25 protein-coding genes and 1 tRNA gene are annotated in these 22241 nt (G+C 63.0%); 22 read left to right on the forward strand and 4 right to left on the reverse strand.

Going from position 1 to position 22241, the window contains the following annotated elements; translation table 11 throughout:
• Window positions 1-11 precede the first annotated feature (11 nt).
• From ubiG to folE2, 4 genes are all read left to right on the forward strand, one after another.
• Window positions 12-737 carry a bifunctional 2-polyprenyl-6-hydroxyphenol methylase/3-demethylubiquinol 3-O-methyltransferase UbiG gene (gene ubiG / locus ABIV12_RS00240; protein ID WP_348055017.1) on the forward strand — a complete coding sequence of 242 codons (726 nt, stop codon included), beginning with the start codon at window positions 12-14 and terminating at the stop codon, window positions 735-737.
• On the forward strand, window positions 713-1393 hold the full coding sequence (locus ABIV12_RS00245; protein WP_348055018.1) for an HAD-IA family hydrolase: 681 nt from the start codon (window positions 713-715) through the stop codon (window positions 1391-1393). Before ubiG ends, ABIV12_RS00245 begins: the two co-directional genes overlap by 25 nt.
• Before the next feature lies 1 nt (window position 1394).
• Window positions 1395-2225 (forward strand): squalene/phytoene synthase family protein, encoded by an 831-nt coding sequence (locus ABIV12_RS00250; protein WP_348055020.1) that lies wholly within the window; start codon window positions 1395-1397, stop codon window positions 2223-2225.
• Between the two features lie 94 nt (window positions 2226-2319).
• Window positions 2320-3321, forward strand: coding sequence for a GTP cyclohydrolase FolE2 (gene folE2 / locus ABIV12_RS00255; protein WP_348055022.1), 1002 nt, complete (start codon window positions 2320-2322; stop codon window positions 3319-3321).
• Between the two features lie 76 nt (window positions 3322-3397).
• Here folE2 and ABIV12_RS00260 read toward each other — a convergent pair whose 3' ends face one another.
• From ABIV12_RS00260 to ABIV12_RS00270, 3 genes are all read right to left on the reverse strand, one after another.
• Window positions 3398-4174 (reverse strand): M23 family metallopeptidase, encoded by a 777-nt coding sequence (locus ABIV12_RS00260; RefSeq protein ID WP_348055075.1) that lies wholly within the window; start codon window positions 4172-4174, stop codon window positions 3398-3400.
• Window positions 4175-4356: 182 nt separating this feature from the next.
• A complete protein-coding gene (yidD, locus tag ABIV12_RS00265; protein ID WP_348055024.1) occupies window positions 4357-4632 on the reverse strand; it encodes a membrane protein insertion efficiency factor YidD in 276 nt (91 codons plus the stop codon).
• Window positions 4633-4729: 97 nt separating this feature from the next.
• On the reverse strand, window positions 4730-5179 hold the full coding sequence (locus ABIV12_RS00270; RefSeq protein WP_348055026.1) for a hypothetical protein: 450 nt from the start codon (window positions 5177-5179) through the stop codon (window positions 4730-4732).
• A 34-nt stretch (window positions 5180-5213) separates the two neighbouring features.
• Between ABIV12_RS00270 and dksA the strand changes: the two genes are divergently transcribed.
• The 4 genes from dksA (at window position 5214) to ABIV12_RS00290 (ending at window position 9917) form a co-directional block, all read left to right on the forward strand.
• On the forward strand, window positions 5214-5660 hold the full coding sequence (dksA, locus tag ABIV12_RS00275) for an RNA polymerase-binding protein DksA (protein ID WP_348055077.1): 447 nt from the start codon (window positions 5214-5216) through the stop codon (window positions 5658-5660).
• Between the two features lie 144 nt (window positions 5661-5804).
• A complete protein-coding gene (glmM, locus tag ABIV12_RS00280) occupies window positions 5805-7160 on the forward strand; it encodes a phosphoglucosamine mutase (protein ID WP_348055028.1) in 1356 nt (451 codons plus the stop codon).
• Window positions 7161-7164: 4 nt separating this feature from the next.
• Window positions 7165-8103 (forward strand): 2-oxoglutarate and iron-dependent oxygenase domain-containing protein, encoded by a 939-nt coding sequence (locus tag ABIV12_RS00285; RefSeq protein WP_348055030.1) that lies wholly within the window; start codon window positions 7165-7167, stop codon window positions 8101-8103.
• 131 nt (window positions 8104-8234) lie between these two features.
• On the forward strand, window positions 8235-9917 hold the full coding sequence (locus ABIV12_RS00290; RefSeq protein WP_348055032.1) for a hypothetical protein: 1683 nt from the start codon (window positions 8235-8237) through the stop codon (window positions 9915-9917).
• A gap of 33 nt (window positions 9918-9950) precedes the next feature.
• Here the strand turns inward: ABIV12_RS00290 and ABIV12_RS00295 are convergent, their stop codons facing one another.
• Complete coding sequence (locus ABIV12_RS00295) at window positions 9951-10781, reverse strand: SDR family oxidoreductase (protein WP_348055034.1); 831 nt, start codon at window positions 10779-10781, stop codon at window positions 9951-9953.
• A gap of 165 nt (window positions 10782-10946) precedes the next feature.
• On the opposite strand from ABIV12_RS00295, the gene tpiA reads away from it, so the two are divergent.
• From tpiA to nuoK, 14 genes are all read left to right on the forward strand, one after another.
• A complete protein-coding gene (gene tpiA, locus ABIV12_RS00300) occupies window positions 10947-11696 on the forward strand; it encodes a triose-phosphate isomerase (RefSeq protein ID WP_348055036.1) in 750 nt (249 codons plus the stop codon).
• A 12-nt stretch (window positions 11697-11708) separates the two neighbouring features.
• The gene (gene secG / locus ABIV12_RS00305) at window positions 11709-12179 is read left to right on the forward strand and encodes a preprotein translocase subunit SecG (protein WP_348055038.1); all 471 of its coding nucleotides are present in this window, start codon (window positions 11709-11711) and stop codon (window positions 12177-12179) included.
• Window positions 12180-12184: 5 nt separating this feature from the next.
• Window positions 12185-12269, forward strand: a tRNA-Leu gene (locus ABIV12_RS00310).
• 124 nt (window positions 12270-12393) lie between these two features.
• Window positions 12394-12750, forward strand: a complete 357-nt coding sequence (locus ABIV12_RS00315) for an NADH-quinone oxidoreductase subunit A (RefSeq protein WP_348055040.1) — start codon at window positions 12394-12396, stop codon at window positions 12748-12750.
• The gene (locus ABIV12_RS00320) at window positions 12741-13295 is read left to right on the forward strand and encodes an NADH-quinone oxidoreductase subunit B family protein (RefSeq protein WP_348055042.1); all 555 of its coding nucleotides are present in this window, start codon (window positions 12741-12743) and stop codon (window positions 13293-13295) included. Before ABIV12_RS00315 ends, ABIV12_RS00320 begins: the two co-directional genes overlap by 10 nt.
• A gap of 72 nt (window positions 13296-13367) precedes the next feature.
• Window positions 13368-14090: an NADH-quinone oxidoreductase subunit C gene (locus tag ABIV12_RS00325; RefSeq protein WP_348055044.1), complete on the forward strand. Its 723-nt coding sequence runs from the start codon at window positions 13368-13370 to the stop codon at window positions 14088-14090.
• A gap of 3 nt (window positions 14091-14093) precedes the next feature.
• Window positions 14094-15347 (forward strand): NADH-quinone oxidoreductase subunit D, encoded by a 1254-nt coding sequence (locus ABIV12_RS00330; protein WP_348055046.1) that lies wholly within the window; start codon window positions 14094-14096, stop codon window positions 15345-15347.
• On the forward strand, window positions 15344-15871 hold the full coding sequence (nuoE, locus tag ABIV12_RS00335) for an NADH-quinone oxidoreductase subunit NuoE (protein ID WP_348055048.1): 528 nt from the start codon (window positions 15344-15346) through the stop codon (window positions 15869-15871). The genes ABIV12_RS00330 and nuoE overlap by 4 nt, the downstream gene beginning before the upstream one ends.
• A 102-nt stretch (window positions 15872-15973) precedes the next feature.
• Complete coding sequence (gene nuoF, locus ABIV12_RS00340; RefSeq protein WP_348055050.1) at window positions 15974-17284, forward strand: NADH-quinone oxidoreductase subunit NuoF; 1311 nt, start codon at window positions 15974-15976, stop codon at window positions 17282-17284.
• Window positions 17281-19665 carry an NADH-quinone oxidoreductase subunit NuoG gene (gene nuoG, locus ABIV12_RS00345; RefSeq protein ID WP_348055052.1) on the forward strand — a complete coding sequence of 795 codons (2385 nt, stop codon included), beginning with the start codon at window positions 17281-17283 and terminating at the stop codon, window positions 19663-19665. Before nuoF ends, nuoG begins: the two co-directional genes overlap by 4 nt.
• Window positions 19666-19729: 64 nt before the next feature.
• A complete protein-coding gene (gene nuoH / locus ABIV12_RS00350) occupies window positions 19730-20722 on the forward strand; it encodes an NADH-quinone oxidoreductase subunit NuoH (RefSeq protein WP_348055079.1) in 993 nt (330 codons plus the stop codon).
• 13 nt (window positions 20723-20735) lie between these two features.
• On the forward strand, window positions 20736-21224 hold the full coding sequence (nuoI, locus tag ABIV12_RS00355; RefSeq protein ID WP_348055054.1) for an NADH-quinone oxidoreductase subunit NuoI: 489 nt from the start codon (window positions 20736-20738) through the stop codon (window positions 21222-21224).
• Between the two features lie 88 nt (window positions 21225-21312).
• A complete protein-coding gene (locus tag ABIV12_RS00360) occupies window positions 21313-21936 on the forward strand; it encodes an NADH-quinone oxidoreductase subunit J (RefSeq protein WP_348055058.1) in 624 nt (207 codons plus the stop codon).
• Entirely contained in the window at window positions 21933-22238 is a 306-nt protein-coding gene (nuoK, locus tag ABIV12_RS00365) for an NADH-quinone oxidoreductase subunit NuoK (protein WP_348055060.1), read from the forward strand. Before ABIV12_RS00360 ends, nuoK begins: the two co-directional genes overlap by 4 nt.
• Window positions 22239-22241: the final 3 nt, after the last annotated feature.

The following is a 22241-nucleotide window of genomic DNA, read 5'->3' on the forward strand; positions in this document are numbered from 1 at the left end:
AACCGACCTGGATGGTGAGTGAAATGATTGCCGATACGGCCAATGTCAGTGTGGCGGAAACCGCCAAATTCGATCGCCTGGCGTCGCGCTGGTGGGATGCGGACGGCGAGTCGCGCCCATTGCACGATCTCAATCCGGTGCGCCTCGGCTACATCGCCGCGCGTTGCACGTTGCAGGGCGCAAAAGCGCTCGATGTCGGATGTGGCGGCGGCCTGCTGAGCGAAGCCATTGCGCGCGTCGGGGCTCAGGTCACCGCGATCGACCTTGCACCCGCGGTGCTCGAAGTCGCGCGCCTTCATTTGTTCGAGAGCAAGCTTGAAGTCGACTATCGCGAAACGAGCGTGGAAGCGCTGGCCGATGAAATGCCCGCCGCATTCGATGTGGTGACCTGCATGGAAATGCTCGAGCACGTCCCCGATCCGGCGAGCGTGATTCGCGCGTGCGCCGTCTTGCTGAAACCGGGCGGCAAACTCTTCCTGTCCACCCTCAATCGCACGCCGCTTGCGTTCGGTGCGGCGATTCTCGGCGCCGAGCATGTGCTTCGCCTGCTGCCGCGCGGCACGCATCACTACGCACAGTTCCTCAAGCCCAGCGAGATCGCGACCGATCTGCGCGCCGCAGGTCTCGCTCTCGATGATCTCTCCGGCATTGCGTACAACCCGTTTACGCGCCACGCATCGCTGACCCGCAGCGTCGCGGTCAACTATCTCGCGTGCGCGACACGGCCGACACGATGAAGGTGCCGCCGCGTGCGGTCTTCTTCGATCTCGATGGCACGCTGGTCGATTCGGCCCCCGACTTGATCGCCGCGGTGCAGGCACTGTGCGCGGAGCTCGGTGCGCCGCCGCCGAATGCCGATGCGGTGCGCAAGGTGGTGTCTGCCGGTGGTCGCGCGATGCTGCGTGAAGGGCTCGCCGGCGCGGATGACGCGATGATCGACCAGTGGCTGCCGCGCTTCCTCGACCTGTATTCGGTCAGCATGACGGTGCATACGCGCCCGTACGACGGCATCGCGGAGCTTCTGTCGCGACTCGAAGCCCGCGCAATCCCCTGGGGCATCGTCACGAACAAGCCCGGCTGGCTGGCGCGACCGATGGTCGAGCAGATGCCGTTGCTTCGTGGCAATGCGGTGCTCGTCACCGGCGATTGCCTGCCGGTGCGCAAACCCGATCCGGCACCGGTGCTGCTTGCTTGCGAGACAGCCGGCGTGGAACCGGCGTTCGCGGTGATGATCGGCGACGATGTACGCGACGTGCAGGCTGGGCGAGCCGCCGGCCTCTACTCGATTGCCGCCGGCTGGGGCTATCTCGACGGAGGCGATCCGCACGCCTGGCACGCGGATGCCGCGGTCGACACTCCATCCGACCTCATCGCGCTGTTCGGAATTGCCTGACGTGAACGTCGTCGGCGAAACCACGCCGCTGGCGAGCTTCGAGGCCAAATGGTCGGACTCGACGCCGGAATTCCGTCTTGGCCTGACCTTTCTTGCTGCTGTCGAACGCCGTGCACACGGCGCATTCGCCTGCCTTGCGTTCGAACTCGAATACACCGCGTTCGGCATCCGCGAAGCCGAACCGGCTGCCATTAAATTGCAATGGTGGGCCGAGGAATTCGCGCGCGCGGCGAACCGCGAGGCACGGCATCCACTGACCCAGACGCTGGCCGTGCATCCCCGATTTTCCGACATTCCACTCGCTCGCTGGCATGAAGTCATTGTCGGTGCACTGGGTCAGCGCGATGCCGAACCGGCAGCCGATCCCGCCGCACTCCTCGACGCGTACGGTGCGCTTTACCGGCCGCTGTGCGCGACCGAATCCATCTTGTTTCCGTCGGTCGACGCGTCGGCAATGACCCGTGTTCGCTCCCTCGCGCGTTCGATACGCGAAACCGCAGCGCTCGGCGATACGCTGCGCGATGGACGATTGCCGATTCCGCTGGACCTCCTTGCGCGCCACCGGCTCGCGCGCGGAGATCTTTCGCGGGAGTCGCCAGTGCAGGCGGCGGCGCTGCGGGACTGGTTCGCCACACTTGGTCGCGAATACTCCGGAACATCGCGTGCGGTCAGTGGCCCCCTCGGCGCTGCCAGTGCGCGGGCCGACATGTGGCGCGCGCGTCGTGCCGCGCGTGCAGCTGATCCGCTGAAGTCCGTCAACCAATCATTGACCCGATTGCCCTTGCAGACTTCTTGGGCCGCATGGCGTGCGGCCCGGCGTTCCCGCCCGTGAACGCGCTGTCGCGCAGACGAGGCTGTTACGCTATTGCAGCCGGATGCGCGCGACCCCATTGAAACCGGTGCCTGCAACGTCCGGATCCGCTTCGATGTCCTCTCTTTCCAGTCTTTCCAGCCCCATCGTGATATCCCCCGAGCCAGCCGTCGGGCGAGCAATGCCTGATGTCGCCAGCGAGGCGCAGGCGATCCGCGCGGGTGCGCTTGCGTGGGTCGGCATGGAAGAAATCGAGATGCCGGTCATGTTCGCCGGGGATTCGTCTGCGGTGCACCGCGTCAGTTCGAAGATCGCGGCGTTCGTCAACCTCGATCGCGACGACCGCCGCGGCATCCACATGTCACGTCTCTATCTGGCGCTCGACCGTCATCTGACATCCGAACCGCTGACGTGCGCAACGCTTGGTCGCGTGCTGCACGATTTTCTCGCTACCCACGCCGAGCTATCAAGCCGTGCGCTGCTGCGCGTGCGTTTCAATCACCTCGTCAGGCGCGCGGCACTGGCGAGCGATCACAGTGGATGGCGGTCGTATCCGGTCGAGATCACTGCACGGATGCACGACGCAGAATTTGACGTGGAGCTCGCCGTGGACGTGCAGTATTCGAGCACGTGCCCGGCATCGGCGGCGCTCGCTCGCCAGTTGATCCAGGAACGTTTCGTTGCGGACTTCACGGCATCGGCGCCGCTCGACCATGCCGCGGTTGTTGCGTGGCTCGGAAGCACCCAGGGCATCGTCGCGACGCCCCACAGTCAGCGCAGCACTGCGAAGGTGCGAGTGAAGCTCGCGCCATCCGACGGCGATTTTCCGATCACCGACATCATCGACCTTGTCGAACGTGCACTGCAGACACCCGTACAGACAGCGGTGAAGCGCGAAGACGAGCAAGCGTTCGCTCTCGCCAATGGCCAGAATCTGATGTTCTGCGAGGATGCGGCGCGGCGCATCGAAGCGGTGCTTGCCGGCGACCGGCGCATCGTCGACTACTGGGTTCGCGCCGCTCACCACGAAAGCCTGCATCCGCATGATGCGGTCGCGATCGCGTCGAAGAATGCCGGCGGTTACCGGTTGCTCGATGACCGCGACGCCCTGCCGTGATCCGCGCGCGAACCGCAACGTTTCGTTGCTGACCTGACAGCTGCATCGCGCCCGCCGAGTCCGCGCTCGACCTGATTCACTTCGGACGCGGCAGCAGCAATAGAGGATCCAGCCGTACAGCGAACCAGTTCATGCCCCAATGCAGATGCGGACCTGTTGCGCGTCCCGTCATGCCGACCGCGCCGATCACCTGGCCTTGCCGGATCGAGTCGCCAACCTGCACGTCGATGCGTGACATATGGAGAAAATTCGAACTCACGCCGTGTCCGTGGTCGAGCAGCACCGTTCCGCCGGTGAGGTAGAGATCCGGTTCGGCGAAGGTGACGATGCCGCTCGCCGGTGCCTTGACCGGTGTCCCCTGTGGGACCGCGATATCCATGCCGGGGTGTGGTGATTTCGGAATTCCGTTGTAGATGCGCTGACTGCCAAACCGACCGCTGATGCGGCCTTCGACCGGCCATGCGAATGTTTCGCCGAAATCCGACCGCGCATCGTCGCGACTGCGTGCGGCAACCACGCGCGCCTGTTCGCGCTTGATCCGCGCAGCGATATCGGGCGGTGGCTCGACCGTTTTCGGCGGCACGCCATCGACCCGTTCCACCGGCCAGTCGCGAGGTTCGACCGCAATCTCGATACGTTCGGGCTTTGCGTGCGGCGGGCGTACATCCACCGTGACAGGCCCGGTCTCGTCGCGGCCAATGCCGAACACGACTTCGCCCTCCGGCGTGAGCAGGAGATCGCGATTTGCGTAGCGCACCTGACTGCCGGGTGCGACCTTGCCGATGACCATGGCCCCTTGCGAAACGGTCGATGGAAATCCGTCCCTGCTTGCGGCCCTGGCGCTCGCCGACATGAAGATCAGCGACGCCGCGAGCGCGATGGCCGACGCAACACGGGGCACGGCGCATCCTGATTGCCGGGCTCCATTTCCAGAATCCTGCTGCGCGGCAATCTGCGCGTTGATGCACCCGCGCAGACCCGCGTGGAAGAAACGGCCGTCATTGACGGGTTTGGCGTCGGTGATCAGCGGGTCGTTCATGGACGTTGGTCTCGGTGGGTGGCGCGGGAACGGCGCTGGTGGGCGATGCAGACGTGGAACCGGTCTGGCACCGGATCGATGCCGCCCGCACAAAGGGGCTGGCATCGGGCGATGCGACGCACACCGAGCCAGCCGCCACGCAAGGCGCCGAAGCGGGCGACCGCGACGCGTGTGTAGTCCGAACAGCTTGGATCGAAACGACAGCGAGCGCCCAGGAGCGGGCTCAGCCACCGTTTGTAACACCGCAACAGGAAAATGATCGGACGCGACATGAACAGGGGTGTGATGGAAGCGCGCAATCGCCGTCCGCATAGGGTTTCGGTCGGTTGCCGGAGGGTGGTACTTAGGCTATAACACGCGACCGCCGCGTCACAAGATAGGCCGAGGAATGGTGAACAGCAAACAAAAAGCAGGCAAAAACGCACAGGCGGCGAAAGCCCCGGCACGTGCGAAGCCGGCAGCACGCGGTGCGTCGGCCAAGGCAGCAGCCAAGCCCGTCGTGAAAGCGTCATTGGCTTCTGCGAAAACGCCGGTGAAGAGCGTGCCCGTCAAGAAAGCCGTTGCGAAAGCGCCAGCAAAACCGGTGCCGGCCAAAGCCGCCGCCAAACAGACTCCCCCGAAGAAAGCGGCGCCCGTGGCTCCGGCGACGAGAGCGAACAAGCCGGTCGCTGTTTCGAATGGTTCGCCGGTCCAATCGCCGAAGGCGCCTGTGGCCGCGGTTGGCGCCGCCAAGGCGGAGGCGAGCAGCACATCCGACAATTCCAGGAAATTCGTGACTACAAGCAAGCCCGAAACACCTTCAGTTGCAAAGAGCGCCAAGCGCAAGTTGCCGCCAATGGAGAGCGGCGTGACGATGCAGGACGGTCGTTATGTGCTGCCGGCGACGGTGACCATCGATATTCCGGCCAACTACAAGCCGGATCCGAAAGACGAGTACATGAGTCCGCGGCACCTGCAGTTCTTCCGCAACAAGCTGTCGAAGTGGCGTGCGGAGCTGGTCGAGGAAAGCCGCCAGACCATCGAGAGTCTGCGCGACGAAGTACGGGATGTTGGCGACGAAGCGGAGCGCGCGACGCGCGAAACCGAGAACTCGCTCGAGCTGCGCACGCGTGACCGTTACCGCAAGCTGATCGCGAAGATCGACAAGGCGTTGAAGCGCATTGAAGAAGGTCGCTACGGCTTCTGCGAGGAAACCGACGAGGAAATCGGCCTCGATCGTCTCGATGCGCGTCCGATCGCTACGTTGAGTCTCGATGCGCAGGAACGCTGGGAACATCGCCAGAAACAGATGGGCGATTGAAGGTCGGGATTCGATGGTAGGGAGCGGGGCATCAGCAACTGAGGGAGAACGCCGTCGTTTTCGCGTTCACTGCAACATGCCGATCGCTCTCCTGCGCATTCAGACGTATCGTTCGCACTCCGCCCTTGCACATCGCCGATTCCCGTGACCGCACGCAGATATTTCGGCACTGACGGTATTCGCGGACGCGTCGGCGAATGGCCGATCACCGCGGAATTCATGCTCAAGCTGGGTCGGGCGGTTGGCAGCGTGCTGGCTTCACGCGGTGGCGCGGTCAATGTATTGATCGGCAAGGACACGCGCGTCTCGGGCTACATGTTCGAATCGGCGCTCGAAGCGGGACTGGTCGCGGCCGGCGCAAGTGTCGGACTGCTGGGTCCCACCCCGACGCCTGCCGTCGCCTACCTGACCAGATCGCTGCGCGCCAGCGCCGGCATCGTGATCAGCGCGTCGCACAATCCGCACCAGGACAACGGCATCAAGTTCTTCTCCGCCGATGGCGAGAAGCTCGACGATGCTGTCGAAGCGGCGATCGAGGCGGAACTGGAAGCGCCGTTCACCACGGTCAGCTCCGAAGCAATCGGCAAGGTCGTTCGCGTGCGCGACGCGGTCGTTCGATACGCTGAATTCTGCAAGTCGACGATTCCCGCCTCGCTCGATCTTCGCGGGCTGAAGGTTGTGCTTGATTGCGCGCATGGCGCGACCTACCAGATTGCTCCGACCGTCTTTGCCGAACTCGGCGCGAGCGTCACCGCGATCGGCAACCAGCCCGATGGACTCAACATCAATCGCGACTGCGGCTCGACGCGTCCGCAAGGTCTCGCGAACGCCGTTGTTGCGGAAGGGGCCGATTTCGGCATCGCGTTTGACGGCGATGGTGACCGCTTGCAGATGGTCGACCGCAACGGCGCAATCATCGATGGCGACCAGATTCTCTACGTGCTCGCGTGCGACTGGCATGCAAGTGGCCGTTTGCACGGGCCTCTGGTCGGCACGCTGATGAGCAATTACGGGCTTGAACGCGCGATGCGCGAGCTCGGTGTGCCGTTCATCCGCGCGAACGTCGGCGACCGCTACGTGCTTGCGCAGCTCAAACAGCATGGCGGCGTCCTTGGCGGCGAAACGTCCGGGCACATCCTGACACTGGATCGGGCAAGCAGCGGCGATGCGATCGTCAGTGCGCTGCAGGTTCTCGAGGTGCTGGTCCGCACGGGTATGCGCCTGGATGAAGCGGTCGCGGGCATGCGCAAGGTGGCGCAGACGACCGTCAACATCCGCGTTCCGGGCGGCGCCGCGCTGGTCGCGGATGCCGGCGTGCAAAAGGTCTTCGAGCGCGTTCGCGCCGAGCTCGAAGGGCAGGGGCGGGTGGTGCTGCGTCCGTCCGGCACCGAACCGCTGGTGCGGGTGACGGTGGAAGCGCTCGATCCGGTTCTCGTCGAGCGTCTGGCTGCGGAGCTGGCCGACGCCGTACGATCGGCAGCTGCCACCAACACGGCCTGACCTCATGTCCGCGCGCATTCCGACGCTCGATATTCGGCGCTATGACTCGGACCGCGATGCGTTCGTCGCCGACCTCGGTGCCGCCTATCGCGAATGGGGTTTCGCCGGCATCCGTGGACACGGCATTGCGCAGGATCGCATCGCCGGTGCCTACGACGCGTTCCAGCGCTTCTTCGCGCTGCCGGCAGACGTGAAGATGCGCTATCACTTGCAAGGCAGTGGCGGCGCGCGCGGTTACACACCGTTCGGCGTCGAGACAGCGAAGGATTCGAAGTACCCGGACCTGAAGGAATTCTGGCATGTCGGACGCGAGATTCCGCGCGACTCGACGTATGCCGACGTGATGCCGCCGAATGTCTGGCCGGTCGAAGTCGCCGGCTTCCGCGAATGTGGCTACGGTCTTTACGAGGCGCTCGATGCACTCGGTTCACGCGTACTCGAAGGACTCGCGCTGCACCTCGGATTGCCGCGGACGTACTTTGCCGACAAAACCGATGCCGGAAATTCGATCCTGCGTCCGATCCACTATCCGCCCATTACAGCGCCGGATATTCCGAACGTGCGAGCGGGCGCGCACGAGGACATCAACCTGATCACGCTGCTGGTCGGCGCAAGCGCACAAGGTCTGGAAGTGCGCTCGCACGCTGGTGAATGGGTGCCATTCACTGCGGATGCCGACACGATCGTGGTCAACATCGGCGACATGCTCCAGCGGCTCACCAACCACGTCTATCCGTCGACCACCCACCGGGTCGTCAACCCGCCGGGTAACAGCGCTCGCCAGCCGCGCTACTCGGTGCCGTTTTTCCTGCATCCGAATCCCGATTTCGTGATCGACGTGTTGCCGTCGTGCATCGATGCCGCGCATCCCAGCCGTTATCCGCAGCCGATCTCGTCGCACGACTACCTGCTGGAGCGGCTGCGCGAGATCAAGCTCATCTGATCGATGGATGGACGCGCCCCATCCCGCGGGATCGTTGGCGCGAATGGACGTGCCGGGCCGACCGCCGGCGGCGGTGCTTCATTCGGGAACAACGTGACACATCGATCCATCGTTGCCGGCGTCTTGCCGCGATGAAATCGGCGCTCACGTTGGTCGATCGGCATCGGCACGCGGTCGGCGCTTCGCTGTTGCTGACGGCAGTCGTTTCGTTCGTTTTCTGGCCCGGCGTCCACGGGTTCTGGGGTCGGGACGATTACATGCAGCTCGCGTTCGCACGCATGGTCGGATCACCGTGGCCGATGTTCGTGCACGACCACTTCTTTCCGGCGCCTGGATCGGTGTTTCGGCCACTCGGATTCGCGTCGATGTGGGCGTCGACCGCGTTGCTGGGCACGGCCTATCCCGCGAACGCAATCGCCGATCTGCTGCTGCACATCGGGGTCTCCCTTGCATTGCTTGGAATGCTCCGACGTGCGCGGATCGCGTGGCCGACCGCACTCCTCGCGACATCGATCTTCGCGCTCCATCCGGCCGCCATCGGGACGGCGTTGTGGTGGTCGGCGCGCTTCGACCTGCTTGCCGCAGGTTTCATTTTCCTCGCCCTTGCGTGTGCAGTTGATGACCGCGCGCGTTTCAGAGCAGCGCCGCTCGTGTGCACGCTCGTCGCGTCGCTGGCTGCGATGCTGTGCAAGGAGACCGGACTCATGCTGGTGCCGGCGCTGTCGTTGCTGTGGCTGCGTTGGGCGTGGATGGAGCCGACCCGGCGTCGCCGCGCGGGTGCTGCCGTCGCATCGATCATCCTCGTTGGGTGTTTCTATCTGGCGTGGCGCTCCATCGTCCTCGGCACTGCCACGACGGCCTTGGCCGGTTCCGTGCCTCTGCATTCTCTGATCGTCAAGGGCGTGTGGGACTGGGCCGAGCAAGCGCCGGGCTATTGGACGTTCTGGGCGCGCCTCGACGGGATCGAGCGCGTTGCGCTTGGCGTGGGATTCGGTGTCGCAGCCGCCGCCCTGTTGGCGGGATGGACGACCAGACGGGACGATCCGGAGCGCGCGTCTGTCGCGGACGTTGCCATCGTCGGAGCCTGCTTGCTGCTACTTCCCGCACTGCTGCAGTCACCCGTCGCGGCGCTGAATGGGGCATCGGTCAGCAGTGGCGTTTCCGCCGTCGAAACTGCGATGCAGGCGCGGCTGCACTACCTCGGCATTGGCGGAATCGCGACGCTGCTGGCGGCACTGCTTTCGGTTGGATCGACCAACGCGCGGCGCAGTATTCGCGTCGCGACATGGGCGGGGGTGGCGATGTGCGTGATTGCGCTCGGCAGTGCATCACGCGGAATGGCGCTCGCCTATGCCGAACGGTCCGTGGCGATTTCCGCAGTCGCGCGCGACGCCGCAAGAGCGGTCGAAGGCCTGTCGTTGTCCGAACCACCGTGCCATGTGGTGTTCATCGGGTTCGAGCCGCCGTTGGAGTGGGGGCGCTACGTGTCGATGGATTCGATCATCAAAGCGCTGGCAAACGATCATGATCGCGTCGGGCGCTGTCATTTTCACTCGAACGTGGTGACGTATTTCAATCTGCTGGCAAACCCTGCCAACGCCGCGGACGCGCTTCCGTACCGACCGATCGAACTGGCCGGGATCCCCGTTCCGTGGTTGCGCATCGGTGACATGACCGCGGAGTATTTGCAGCCGCCAGACGCCAACGCGATCGTTGATACCCGAAGAATGAAATTTCTTCTCTATCGGAACGGCAGTTTCGACGACGTTAGTGATGAAGTCGACTCCGGTCGATTCTCCGTGTCCTGGAAGTGATCGCCACGCCTTCCTGGCGTTCGGCAGGGACTGCTATTGGCGAGCGTCGGGGGCGTGCGGTTCGTCGGTGGCGCGAAAATCCTTGCCGCGCTGATCGATCAGCCGCAGCGCGAAACGATCCGGCAGCCACGCGAACAGTCGCTTGATCATCCGGTTCACACGCCCGCTTACGCGCACGACGTCGCCGCGGTCGACCGCATCCAGCGCATCGCGCACGACCGGCTCGGCGGCCATCCACAACCACGCCGGCATCCCTTTCATCTGGTCGCGCGTGCCGGTGACGTCGTGGAATTCAGACCGCGTGAATCCCGGGCAGACAGCGAGCACGTTCACGCCGAACCGCCGGTTCTCCAATGCGAGCGCCTGCGAGAATCTGATGAGATACGCCTTTGACGCCGCGTAAAGCGTGTGTCCTGCGGGAGCCGGAATCATGCCGGCGAGTGACGCCACGTTGACGATGCGTCCGTAGCCTCGCTCGCGCATGGCTGGAAGGAAGCGGTAACAGAGCTCGGCCGGTGCGGTCATCAGCACCTGGATGAAATCGGCATGGGTCTGCCACGGTTTGCTGAGAAACGTGCCGGTGACGCCGTAACCGGCATTGTTGATCAGCACGTCGATCGCCAACCGGAGTCTCGCAATTTCCTCATCGAGGAGAGCAGGGGCGTTCGGATCGGCAAGATCGCACGGGATGCAGTGCACATCGGTTCCGTGCCGGTTGCGCAGCTCGCCAGCGAGGAGGTCGAGGCGGTCCGCGCGTCGCGCGGTGAGTACGAGCGAATGACCGCGCGCCGCGAGTTCGCGCGCGAACGCTGCACCAATACCAGCGGAGGCACCGGTCACCAGCGCGCAGCGGGGCTTTGCCATGTCACCTCCTCGAAGAGCGTCGAGCTTACGGTGCGCCTCGATACAAGGGAATGCGTGCGCTCGCGTGTCCCGGATCCGCTGCTGTGACCGTGCGGCGTCAACACGGTTGTTCCTGCCGCATTGGGCCGTTATCCTTCGGCCCCTCCGCGGGACGGGACGACACGCATGCGCCGCAAACTGGTGGCCGGAAACTGGAAGATGCACGGATCGCGCGCGATGGCGCGCGAACTCGTGGACGCGATTGCCGACGTGGCATCGAGCGGGGTCGAGATCGTCGTGCTGCCGCCGTTTCCATACCTGGACACGATGATTGCGCGGCACGCGTCCAGTGGCATCGCCTTCGGCGGCCAGGACCTGAGCGAGAACGTGCAGGGCGCGTACACCGGCGATGTCTCCGGATCCATGCTGAAGGATCTCGGGTGCCGCTATGTGCTGGTTGGCCATTCCGAGCGTCGCCACTACCACGAAGAGTCGAACGAGCAGGTCGCCGCCAAATTCGTCAGCGCGCAGGTTGCCGGGCTCATTCCGATCCTGTGCGTCGGCGAAACGCTCGGCGAACGCGAGGCGGATGCAACGGAAGCGGTCATCGGTCGGCAGATCGATGCCGTGCTCACACTCTCGGGTGTCCAATCACTGGCTCATGCAGTCGTTGCATATGAGCCCGTGTGGGCAATTGGTACCGGAAAGACCGCATCGCCGGAGCAGGCGCAGGCAGTTCACGCATTCGTTCGTGACAAAATCTCCGGGCTCGATGCTACAATTGCCAGCTCACTGCGGCTTTTGTATGGCGGCAGTGTCAAACCCGCCAACGCGGCCGAGCTGTTTGGCCAAGCCGACGTGGATGGTGGACTGATCGGTGGTGCGTCCCTGGTGGCAGCGGAGTTCCTCGCCATCTGCGCAGCCGCGCAAACGTAAAAGAGTGTCGTCATGCTGGTTATCGTTGCAAACGTGTTCTATGTGCTGGTGTCGATCGCCATGATCGTCCTGATCCTCCTGCAGCGCGGTGCTGGCGCAGCGGCGGGTTCAGGCTTTGGTGGCGGCGCGTCGGCGACCGTCTTCGGTGCGCGCGGTTCGGCGAATTTCCTTTCGCGCAGCACGGCGGTTCTCGCTGGTTTGTTCTTCCTGCTCAGCCTCGGCATGGGCATGTACCTGGGTCGAGGGGGCGGCGATTCGCGTCCCGTCGATGATCCGGGCCTGATGGCTGGGGCCGCCACTTCGGCGAAGCCGGCGAACGGGACGCCGCCTATGCAGATAGGCGATGTTCCGCAGGCGGGAGCACCCGTGGTTCCGGCGGACACGCCGGCGCCAGTGGTCGCGCCGGCTCCGGAAGCGACGGCGCCGACCGGGAAGCCTGCAGCGGCTTCTCCGAAGAAGGGTGACGGGAAGGACGGAAAGTAAGCTGTGCCCAGATGGCGGAATTGGTAGACGCACTACCTTGAGGTGGTAGCGACGCAAGTCGTGGAGGTTCGAGTCCTCTTCTGGGCACCATCTGATTCGACGTTGACGCACCGGACTCATGGTCCGGTGCGTCAACGCAGGATCTCTTCTTGACCGTCGTTGCCTGGCCGGCGGCCGGGTAACTGCTGATGCGCCCGCTGGTGCGGAGGTGTTTGTGCTGACCGAGTATTTGCCGGTCCTGCTGTTCCTCGTGGTGTCCGGCGTCATCGGCGTTGCATTGATCGTGATCGGCAACCTGCTCGGTCCGAGTCGCCCGCAGCCGGAAAAATCCGCGCCCTACGAATGCGGCTTCGAGGCGTTCGAGGATGCGCGCATGCGGTTCGACGTGCGCTATTACCTCATCGCCATTCTTTTCATCATCTTCGATCTGGAAATCGCGTTCGTCTTTCCGTGGGCGACCGTGTTCGGCACGCTTGGCCTTCAGGGCCTCGTCGAGATGGGCATGTTCCTGTTTCTTCTTGTGCTCGGCTTCGTCTACGTATGGAAGAAGGGAGCGCTGGAATGGGAATAGTCGATCGCATCAGCGAAACCATGCACAACCCGGCGCCGGTCGATGTCGTCGACGATATCCTGCGCCCCGGCGACGACAATCCGCTGCTGCAGCGCGGCTTTGCAACGGCCCGCCTCGACGACCTGATCAACTGGGCCCGTACAGGCTCGATGTGGCCGATGACCTTCGGGCTGGCCTGTTGCGCTGTCGAAATGATGCATGCGGGCGCAGCGCGTCTTGACCTCGATCGCTACGGCGTGATCTTCAGGCCGAGCCCGCGCCAGTCCGACGTGATGATCGTTGCGGGCACGCTGGTCAACAAGATGGCGCCGGCGCTGCGCAAGGTCTACGACCAGATGCCCGACCCGAAATGGGTGATCTCGATGGGGTCGTGCGCGAACGGCGGCGGTTATTACCACTATTCCTATGCGGTCGTGCGCGGCTGCGATCGGATCGTGCCGGTCGACATCTATGTTCCGGGATGTCCGCCGACCGCCGAGGCGCTGATTCACGGAATCCTGCAGCTGCAGAAGAAGATCCGTCGCACCAACACGATTGCGCGCTGAGGACGATCCGATGACGCACAGTGCGATCTTCCGTTGCGCCTTCAGCCCGGTCATTTTGTCGACGGTGCGCTCATGAATTCGAGCGATTTCGCGCGAAAGGTCGAGGCCAGACTCGGTCAATTGGCCATTCGTTTGCAGGAGTCCCACGGCGCGCTCACGGTCGAGGTGCTGCCGGAGAACTGGAATGCCGTGGCAACGATGCTTCGCGACGATCCGGAGTTTTATTTCGAGCAACTGATGGACCTGTGTGGTGTCGACTATCTCTCGTACGGCGACGTCGAATGGGACACCACCGATGTGTCGGCGGAGGGGTTCTCGCGCGGAGTCGAGGGCGATTCGGGCCCCGGGCGCTTCAACTGGAATGACCGGCCGCGCAATCCGGATATTCCGCATCGGTTTGCCGTGGTTGCGCATCTTCTTTCGATCCGACACAACCATCGCTTGCGGTTGCGTGCACATTGCGCAGACGACGACATGCCGGCGATGTCGTCGCTGATCGGTGTCTGGCCGAGCGCCGACTGGTTCGAGCGCGAGGCGTTCGATCTGTTCGGCATCCTGTTCGAAGGTCATCCGGACCTGCGGCGGATCCTCACAGACTACGGCTTCGTCGGCCATCCGTTCCGCAAGGATTTTCCGTTGATCGGCAACGTCGAAGTGCGCTACGACCCGGAAAAGAGGCGCGTGGTGTACGAACCGGTCACGTCGGTGGAGCCGCGCGTGCTGGTGCCGCGCACGATCCGTGACGATTCGCGCTACCAACAGGCGGATGCCGAACGCAACGGCGGAGCGAAGTAGGTCATGCAGGAAATCCGCAACTACACGATGAACTTCGGCCCGCAGCATCCCGCCGCGCACGGCGTGCTTCGCCTGGTGCTGGAGATGGACGGCGAGACGATCGTGCGCGCCGATCCGCACATCGGCCTGCTGCATCGCGCGACCGAGAAACTGGCCGAATCCAAACCGTTCAACCAGTCGATCGGCTACATGGACCGGCTCGATTACGTCTCGATGATGTGCAACGAGCACGCCTACGTGATGGCGATCGAGAACCTGCTGGGTGTCGAGGTGCCGCAGCGTGCGCAGTGGATCCGCACGATGTTCGACGAGATCACGCGCATCCTCAACCACCTGATGTGGCTGGGCTCGAACGCGCTCGACCTCGGGGCGATGGCAGTGTTCCTGTATGCGTTCCGCGAGCGCGAAGAGCTGATGGATTGCTACGAAGCCGTCAGTGGCGCGCGCATGCACGCAACGTATTACCGACCGGGCGGCGTCTATCGCGACCTTCCCGAGGTGATGCCGAAGTACAACGAATCGAAGTGGCACAAGGGCAAGGACCTCGACCGCCTCAACAACTGGCGCGGTGGTTCGATGCTCGATTTCCTGGATGCGTTCTGCGCCGATTTCCCGCGTCGCGTCGATGAGTATGAGGAGTTGCTGACCGGCAACCGCATCTGGAAACAGCGGACCGTCGACATCGGCATCATTCCTCCGGAGCAGGCTCTGGCGTGGGGCATGTCGGGGCCGATGCTGCGCGGCTCCGGTATCGAGTGGGATTTGCGCAAGAAGCAGCCTTACGCGAAGTACGCGGAAGTGGATTTCGACATTCCAGTCGGGGTGAAGGGCGACTGCTACGACCGCTATCTGGTGCGCGTCGAGGAGATGCGCCAGTCCAACCGCATCATCAAGCAATGCGTCGACTGGTTGCGCGCGAATCCCGGTCCCGTGATGCTCAGAAATTTCAAGGTCGCGCCGCCGTCCCGCGTCGAAATGAAGGACGACATGGAAGCGCTGATCCATCACTTCAAACTTTTCACCGAAGGCTATTGCGTCCCCGCTGGTGAAACATACGCCACCGTCGAGGCGCCGAAAGGCGAGTTCGGCATCTATCTGGTGTCCGACGGAGCCAACAAACCGTTCCGCCTGAAGTGCCGGGCGCCGAGCTTCGTCCATCTGTCATCGATGGATGCAATCGTGCGGGGACACATGCTGCCCGATGTGGTTGCGATGATCGGCACCTACGACGTGGTGTTTGGCGAGGTGGACCGATGAAGGCGACCGGAACGTACGAACTCGTCAAGGACGTCGATCCGCACGTCGCGCTCAGTGCACATACTCGCGAGCACATCGACCACTGGGTCTCGAAGTTTCCACCGGATCGCAAGCGTTCGGCGCTGATCCAGGGGCTGTGGGCCGCGCAGGAACAGAACGGTGGGCACCTGACCGACGAACTGATCACTGCGGTGACGAAGTACCTCGGACTGCCGCCGGTCTGGGGTTACGAAGTCGCGACCTTCTATTCGATGTTCGAGACCTCGCCGGTCGGTCGCAACAATGTGGCGATCTGCACGAATATCTCATGCTGGCTCAATGGCGCCGAAGACATCGTGCGTCATTGCGAGGAGAAGTACGGCATCAAGCTCGGTGACAGCACCGCCGATGGCCGCATCTATCTCAAGCGCGAGGAAGAATGTCTGGCAGCGTGCTGTGGCGCGCCGATGATGGTCGTCAATGGTCACTACCACGAGAACCTGACGCTCCAGAAAGTGGATGCGATTCTCGACGAACTCGAATAAGCACATGTAGGAGCGGCTTGAGCCGCGATGCGTTTCCATGAGCAACGCGAAAGGCATCGCGGCTGAAGCCGCTCCCACGATCATCAATCTAGCGAATCACCCATGGCATACGGTCCCGCTCCACAGGAACATCAGGTCGTCAACACCACGCTGCATTTCGAGCAGCCGTGGACGTTCGACAATTACCTGAAGATCGACGGCTACAAGGCGTGGAAGAAGATCCTCGCCGAGAAGCCCGATCCGGTGACGATCATCGACGAGCTCAAGAGGAGTTCCTTGCGCGGCCGTGGCGGTGCGGGATTTCCGACCGGATTGAAATGGTCGTTCATGCCCAAGGGCACGATGCAGAAATACATCCTGTGCAACTCGGACGAATCGGAGCCGGGTACCTGCAAGGACCGCGACATCCTGCGTTTCAATCCGCATGCGGTCATCGAAGGACTTGCAATTGCGTGCTACGCGACCGGCTCGACCGTTGCCTATAACTACCTGCGCGGGGAATTCCACCACGAGCCGTTCGAACACATCGAACTGGCGCTCAAGGACGCGTACGCGGCGGGGCTGCTTGGCAAGAACATCCAGGGCAGCGGCATCGATGTCGACATGTTCAATGCGCTCGGCGCGGGTGCGTACATCTGCGGCGAAGAAACGGCGCTGATGGAATCGCTCGAAGGCAAGAAGGGTCAACCACGCTTCAAGCCGCCGTTTCCGGCCGGCTTCGGGCTGTACGGCAAACCGACGACGATCAACAACACCGAGACCTATGCATCGGTGCCGACGATTCTCAACAAGGGTGCCGAGTGGTTCCTCAACGTCGGCAAGCCCAACAACGGCGGCCCGAAAGTGTTTTCGGTTTCTGGCCACGTCAACAAGCCGGGAAATTATGAGATCAAGCTCGGTACGTCGTTTGCCGATCTGCTCGCAATGGCGGGCGGAGTGCGCAATGGGCATCAGTTGAAGGCGGTGATTCCCGGCGGGTCGTCGATGCCGGTGCTTCCGGCTGAAACGATGATGGGCCTGACGATGGATTACGACGCGTTGCAGAAGGCGGGTTCCGGTCTCGGTTCTGGCGCGGTCATCGTAATGGACGAGACGACCTGCATGGTGCGCGCGTGCCAGCGCATCTCGCGCTTTTATTTCGCCGAGTCCTGCGGTCAGTGCACGCCGTGTCGCGAAGGCACGGGCTGGATGTACCGCATGCTCTGTCGCATTGTGGACGGCAAAGCGGAGCTCGGTGATCTGGACATGCTCAAGCAGGCTGCCGGGCAGATCGAGGGACATACGATCTGCGCGTTCGGCGAAGCGGCGGCCTGGCCGGTGCAGGGCATGTTGCGGCACTACTGGAGCGAGTTCGAGTATTTCATCAACCACGGACATTCCATTGTCGATGCGAAAATCGGGGCTGCTGCATGAGCGCCCAGCCGGTTGCGCCATCGGTACCGCCCGATCACGTCACCATCGAGATCGACGGCCAATCGTTGGTCGTGCCGAAGAATTCGATGATCATCCAGGCCGCGGACAAGGCCGGCATCGCGATTCCTCGTTTCTGCTACCACGAAAAACTGCCGATCGCCGCCAACTGTCGCATGTGCATGGTCGAGGTCGAGATGGGTGGGCGGCCGATGCCGAAGCCCCAACCTGCGTGTGCAACCCCGGTTGCCGATGGCATGAAGATCCAGACCCAATCACAGCGCGCGTTGTCGGCGCAGCGCAACGTGATGGAGTTCCTGCTGATCAATCATCCGCTCGATTGCCCGATCTGCGACCAGGGCGGCGAATGCGAATTGCAGGATCTCTCGATGGGTTACGGGCGCTCCGTTTCGCGCTTTGTCGAGAAGAAGCGTGTGGTGCCTGACGAGGATCTGGGGCCGCTCGTGGAGACCGAGATGACGCGCTGCATCCAGTGCACGCGCTGCGTGCGCGTGATGGCGGACGTGGCCGGCACCTATGAACTCGGCGGTATGGAACGCGGCGAGATGTTGCAGATCGGCACGCATGTCGGCAAGCCGTTGATGAGCGAATTGTCGGGCAATGTCATCGACGTCTGTCCGGTCGGTGCATTGACCAACAAGCCGTTCCGTTTCAAGGCCCGCCCGTGGGAACTGATCGCGCGGGAGTCGATCGGCTACCACGATGCGCTGGGTTCGAACCTCTGGCTGCACACCCGCCGCGGTGAGGCTCTGCGTGCCGTTCCTCGCGACAACGAAGCGATCAACGAGTGCTGGTTGTCCGATCGCGACCGTTATTCCAATGACGCATTGCGAGCGCCGGATCGCGCTTTGAAGCCGATGATCCGCAAGGACGGCGTACTGGTCGAAACGACATGGGCCGACGCGCTCGCGTTCGTCGCTGACCGCCTTCGTGCCGCCGCTGGCGACATCGGTGCGCTGGTCGCGCCGCTCACGTCCAGCGAGGAGGGCCATCTGCTCGGCACGCTGCTGCGTGGACTTGGCAGCGACTCGATCGATCACCGTCTGCGCTTGCTCGACACGAGCGATGCACCGGGCGCGCTCGCTTTCGAAATGCAGGTCGCCGAACTTGAGAAGGCCAACGCGATCCTGCTGATCGGGTGCAATCCGCGACATGAAGTTCCGCTGCTGAATCACCGGATCCGCAACGCCGTGAAAGGCGGCGCGAAGGTGTATGCGATCAATCCGCTCGACTTCGATTTCAATTTCGAGCTCGTCGGAAAGAAGATTGTCGCCCCTTCGGCATTCGTGTCTGCTGTCCTTTCCCTCGCAGAACGCGCCGGCGACACCGGCGAAGACGTGGACGACGCGACGAGGTCGTGGATCCGGACACTTGCCGACGCCGGCGCGTCCGTGGTCATCATCGGCGAGACGGCAGTGCTCCATCCGCACGCTGCGCGCATTCGTGCTGCCGCGAAGACGATCGCGAAGGCGACCGGAAGTGCATACAACGAAATACCGGCTGGTGCCAACGCATTGGGATTGCGACATGTCGGCGCCGAGCCGCGCGCTGGCGGCAAGGATGCCGTTGCGATGCTCGCCTCTTCACCGAAACACCTGATCATCTACCACGCAGGTTCGCAGGACACGTCGGCGCCGGCTGCATTCGATCGCGCGCGAACCAACGCGGATTTTTGCGTCTACATCGGCGGGTATGCGTGTGCGGGGGTCCTTCGCACCGCTCATGCGGTTCTGCCAATCGGGCTGCCGCCTGAAATCGACGGCAGCTACACGAACCTCGAAGGGACGGTGCAGACTCTCGCCGCTGCGACGAAGTTGCCTGGTGACGCCCGGCCCGGATGGAAGGTGCTTCGCGCGCTGGGTTCTGCGCTGTCGTTGTCGGGATTCGAGTTCACCGAGATTGCCGAAGTGCGCGCGGCGATCGGCGAGACCGCCGCGGTGCAGTCGGGCGAAGATCCTCCGGTCGACCCGATGGGCCGCCTTCCGTTCGAGTTCGCCGATTCCCGTCCGGCGTCACTGAGGCCGGATGCACCGGCGTTGGACGACAACGGAGTTCCACTGTCGGCACCGTCGACGTTCACGCGCATCAGCACGGTCGGCATCTATTCGGCCGATGCGGTGCTGCGGCGTTCGCCGGCGCTCAGGGCCCATCCACTTTCGCGTAGCGCCTGCGTCACTGTGCATCCGGAAGATGCGCTTGCACTCGGCGTCGGCCATGGTGCCAACGTGACCGTCTCGGGTGTCGTGCTGCCGGTGGCAATTTCGATGCGTGTCCCGCGTGGCGGCGCGTGGATCGAGAGCGGGCACTCGGTGACTTCGGCGCTGCCCGCGTACGGCAGTGCCCTCGACATCACAAAGGCCTGAAGACGACATGGATTGGATCATTGCCGCCTTGCACGGGTTCACGACCACCTTCCCGACGTTGTCGATGGCGTTGGGGCTGCTGTTGTTCCCGTTGCTGCCGCTGATCATCAGCGTGGCGATGTATGTGTACTGGGAGCGCAAGGTCATCGGTTGGATGCACGTGCGCATGGGGCCGAACAAGGTTGGTCCGCTTGGCCTTCTGCAGACGTTTGCCGACGTGTTCAAGCTGCTGCTGAAGGAAGTGATCTATCCGACCAACTCCAACAAGACCCTGTTCCTGATCGCACCGCTGTGGGCGCTGATCCCGTCGTTCGCCGCGTGGGCCGTTGTGCCGTTCGCACCGCACAAGGCGTGGGCGGATGCGAATGCGGGATTGCTGTTTCTGCTCGCGATGACGTCGATGGGCGTGTACGGCATCATTCTCGCTGGCTGGGCTTCAAACTCGCGCTACGCGATGCTTGGGGCCATGCGCTCTGCGGCGCAGGTCGTCAGCTATGAGATCGCGATGGGGTTCTCGCTGGTCAGCGTGCTGATCCTCGCAGGCAGCCTCAATCTTTCGGACATCGTCGAGGCGCAGGCTGGCGCGAAGGGCCTGTTCGACTGGTTCTGGCTGCCGCTGCTGCCGATGTTCATCATCTACTTCGTTTCGGGCGTCGCCGAAACCAACCGCGCGCCTTTCGACGTTGCGGAAGGAGAGTCGGAGATCGTCGCCGGATTCCACGTCGAATATTCGGGTGCTCCGTTCGCGGTGTTTTTCCTCACCGAATACGCGAACATGATCCTGGTGTCATTCCTCGCGCCCATCCTGTTTCTCGGTGGATGGCTGTCGCCATTTCCACAAAGCTGGGGTTTCCTCGGTGCACCCGGGTGGTGGTGGCTGGTCGCCAAGGCGTTCTTTTTCGCAACCGCGTACATCTGGTTCCGTGCAACGTTCCCGCGTTACCGCTACGACCAGATCATGCGGCTCGGATGGAAAGTTTTCATTCCGATCACGATCTCATGGGTCTTCGTGGCTGGATGCATGAAGTATTTCGGCTGGGTCACGGCGGGCGCCTGAGGCATATCGAGTGATGAATCGAGTCGCAACCTATCTGAAGAGCCTGCTGCTGCTGGAGCTGCTATCCGGCCTCACGCTCACGTTCAAGTACCTGTGGAAACCGAAGTACACGGTGCGCTATCCCATGGAGCACATTCCAAAATCGAATCGGTTCCGCGGCCTGCACGCGCTGCGCCGTTATCCGAATGGTGAGGAGCGCTGCATCGCGTGCAAGCTGTGCGAGGCCGTTTGCCCTGCGCTGGCGATCACGATCGATTCCGCGCCGCGCGAGGATGGCACCCGGCGGACGACGCGCTATGACATCGACCTCTTCAAGTGCATCTACTGCGGATTCTGTGAGGAAAGCTGTCCGGTCGATTCGATCGTCGAGACCTCGATTCACGAATACCACTTCGAGAAGCGCGGAGAGAACATCGTGAACAAGCAGCAGTTGCTGGCGATCGGCGACCGGTTCGAGGCGCAGATTGCCGCCGATCGCGCGCAGGATGCAGCCTTCCGATGAGCAATCTGAATCACACTCGCATGGCGGTGGTGGATGAAGGTGTTGCACCTGACGTCTGCGGGCGCTGCCTTTCTGGAAAGGTGAGCCCATGACTTTCCAGCTGATCTGCTTCTATGCATTCGCCGCGGTGACGGTTGGTGCCGCGCTGGCCGTCGTGTCCGTGCGCAGCCCCGTGCATGCAGCGCTGTTTCTCGTGCTCACGTTCTTCTCGACTGCCTGCATCTGGCTGCTCGCCGACGCGGAGTTCCTCGCGATGGTCCTGGTACTGGTGTATGTCGGTGCAGTGATGGTGTTGTTCCTGTTCGTCGTGATGATGCTCGACCTCGATCTGGATCCGTTGCGCGAGGGCTTCGTGCGTGCGTTGCCCGTGGGTCTGGCGGTTGCAGTGATCATGCTGGTCGAAATGCTGGGACTGATCGGCATTCGCACGATGCAGATGCCCGCTCCTGCCGAGCCCGCCATCGCCGCAGGATTGTCCAACACTGCCTGGCTTGCACACGCGTTGTTCAGCGAATTCGTTCTGCCGTTCGAAGTCGCGGCGCTGATCCTCACGGTGGCGATCATCGCGGCGATTCCATTGACGTTGCGCCACCGCGTCGGCACCAAGAAGCAGGATGCATCCCGCCAGGTTCGCGTGCAGGCGCGCGATCGGATCCGCATCGTGAAGATGGACGCGGTGAAACCTGCCAAGCCGGAGTCCCCCACGCCATGATCACCCTCGCGCATTTCCTCACGCTCGGCGCGATCCTGTTCTGCGTCGCGGTCGCCGGCATTTTCATCAACCGCAAGAACGTCATCACGCTGTTGATGGCGATCGAATTGATGCTGCTCGCGGTCAACACGAATTTTGTCGCGTTTTCGCGTTACCTCGGCGATCCATCCGGGCAGGTGTTCGTGTTTTTCATTCTGACGGTGGCCGCCGCCGAATCGGCCATCGGCCTCGCGATTCTGGTGGTGCTCTTTCGCAACAGGGCCACGATCAACGTGGCCGAAATCGACTCGATGAAGGGCTGACGC

The organism is Dokdonella sp. (assembly GCF_039926425.1).
Taxonomy (GTDB): Bacteria; Pseudomonadota; Gammaproteobacteria; order Xanthomonadales; family Rhodanobacteraceae; genus Dokdonella_A.

Bases quoted from the DNA above. Each gene is read 5' to 3' on its own strand.
- ubiG (WP_348055017.1), top strand. From the start codon at position 12: ATGGTGAGTGAAATGATTGCCGATACGGCCAATGTCAGTGTGGCGGAA.
- folE2 (WP_348055022.1), top strand. From the start codon at position 2,320: ATGTCCTCTCTTTCCAGTCTTTCCAGCCCCATCGTGATATCCCCCGAG.
- ABIV12_RS00260 (WP_348055075.1), bottom strand. From the start codon at position 4,174: ATGTCGGCGAGCGCCAGGGCCGCAAGCAGGGACGGATTTCCATCGACC.
- yidD (WP_348055024.1), bottom strand. From the start codon at position 4,632: ATGTCGCGTCCGATCATTTTCCTGTTGCGGTGTTACAAACGGTGGCTG.
- dksA (WP_348055077.1), top strand. From the start codon at position 5,214: ATGCAGGACGGTCGTTATGTGCTGCCGGCGACGGTGACCATCGATATT.
- ABIV12_RS00285 (WP_348055030.1), top strand. From the start codon at position 7,165: ATGTCCGCGCGCATTCCGACGCTCGATATTCGGCGCTATGACTCGGAC.
- ABIV12_RS00290 (WP_348055032.1), top strand. From the start codon at position 8,235: ATGAAATCGGCGCTCACGTTGGTCGATCGGCATCGGCACGCGGTCGGC.
- ABIV12_RS00295 (WP_348055034.1), bottom strand. From the start codon at position 10,781: ATGGCAAAGCCCCGCTGCGCGCTGGTGACCGGTGCCTCCGCTGGTATT.
- tpiA (WP_348055036.1), top strand. From the start codon at position 10,947: ATGCGCCGCAAACTGGTGGCCGGAAACTGGAAGATGCACGGATCGCGC.
- secG (WP_348055038.1), top strand. From the start codon at position 11,709: ATGCTGGTTATCGTTGCAAACGTGTTCTATGTGCTGGTGTCGATCGCC.
- ABIV12_RS00320 (WP_348055042.1), top strand. From the start codon at position 12,741: ATGGGAATAGTCGATCGCATCAGCGAAACCATGCACAACCCGGCGCCG.
- ABIV12_RS00325 (WP_348055044.1), top strand. From the start codon at position 13,368: ATGAATTCGAGCGATTTCGCGCGAAAGGTCGAGGCCAGACTCGGTCAA.
- ABIV12_RS00330 (WP_348055046.1), top strand. From the start codon at position 14,094: ATGCAGGAAATCCGCAACTACACGATGAACTTCGGCCCGCAGCATCCC.
- nuoE (WP_348055048.1), top strand. From the start codon at position 15,344: ATGAAGGCGACCGGAACGTACGAACTCGTCAAGGACGTCGATCCGCAC.
- nuoF (WP_348055050.1), top strand. From the start codon at position 15,974: ATGGCATACGGTCCCGCTCCACAGGAACATCAGGTCGTCAACACCACG.
- nuoG (WP_348055052.1), top strand. From the start codon at position 17,281: ATGAGCGCCCAGCCGGTTGCGCCATCGGTACCGCCCGATCACGTCACC.
- nuoH (WP_348055079.1), top strand. From the start codon at position 19,730: ATGGCGTTGGGGCTGCTGTTGTTCCCGTTGCTGCCGCTGATCATCAGC.
- nuoI (WP_348055054.1), top strand. From the start codon at position 20,736: ATGAATCGAGTCGCAACCTATCTGAAGAGCCTGCTGCTGCTGGAGCTG.
- ABIV12_RS00360 (WP_348055058.1), top strand. From the start codon at position 21,313: ATGACTTTCCAGCTGATCTGCTTCTATGCATTCGCCGCGGTGACGGTT.
- nuoK (WP_348055060.1), top strand. From the start codon at position 21,933: ATGATCACCCTCGCGCATTTCCTCACGCTCGGCGCGATCCTGTTCTGC.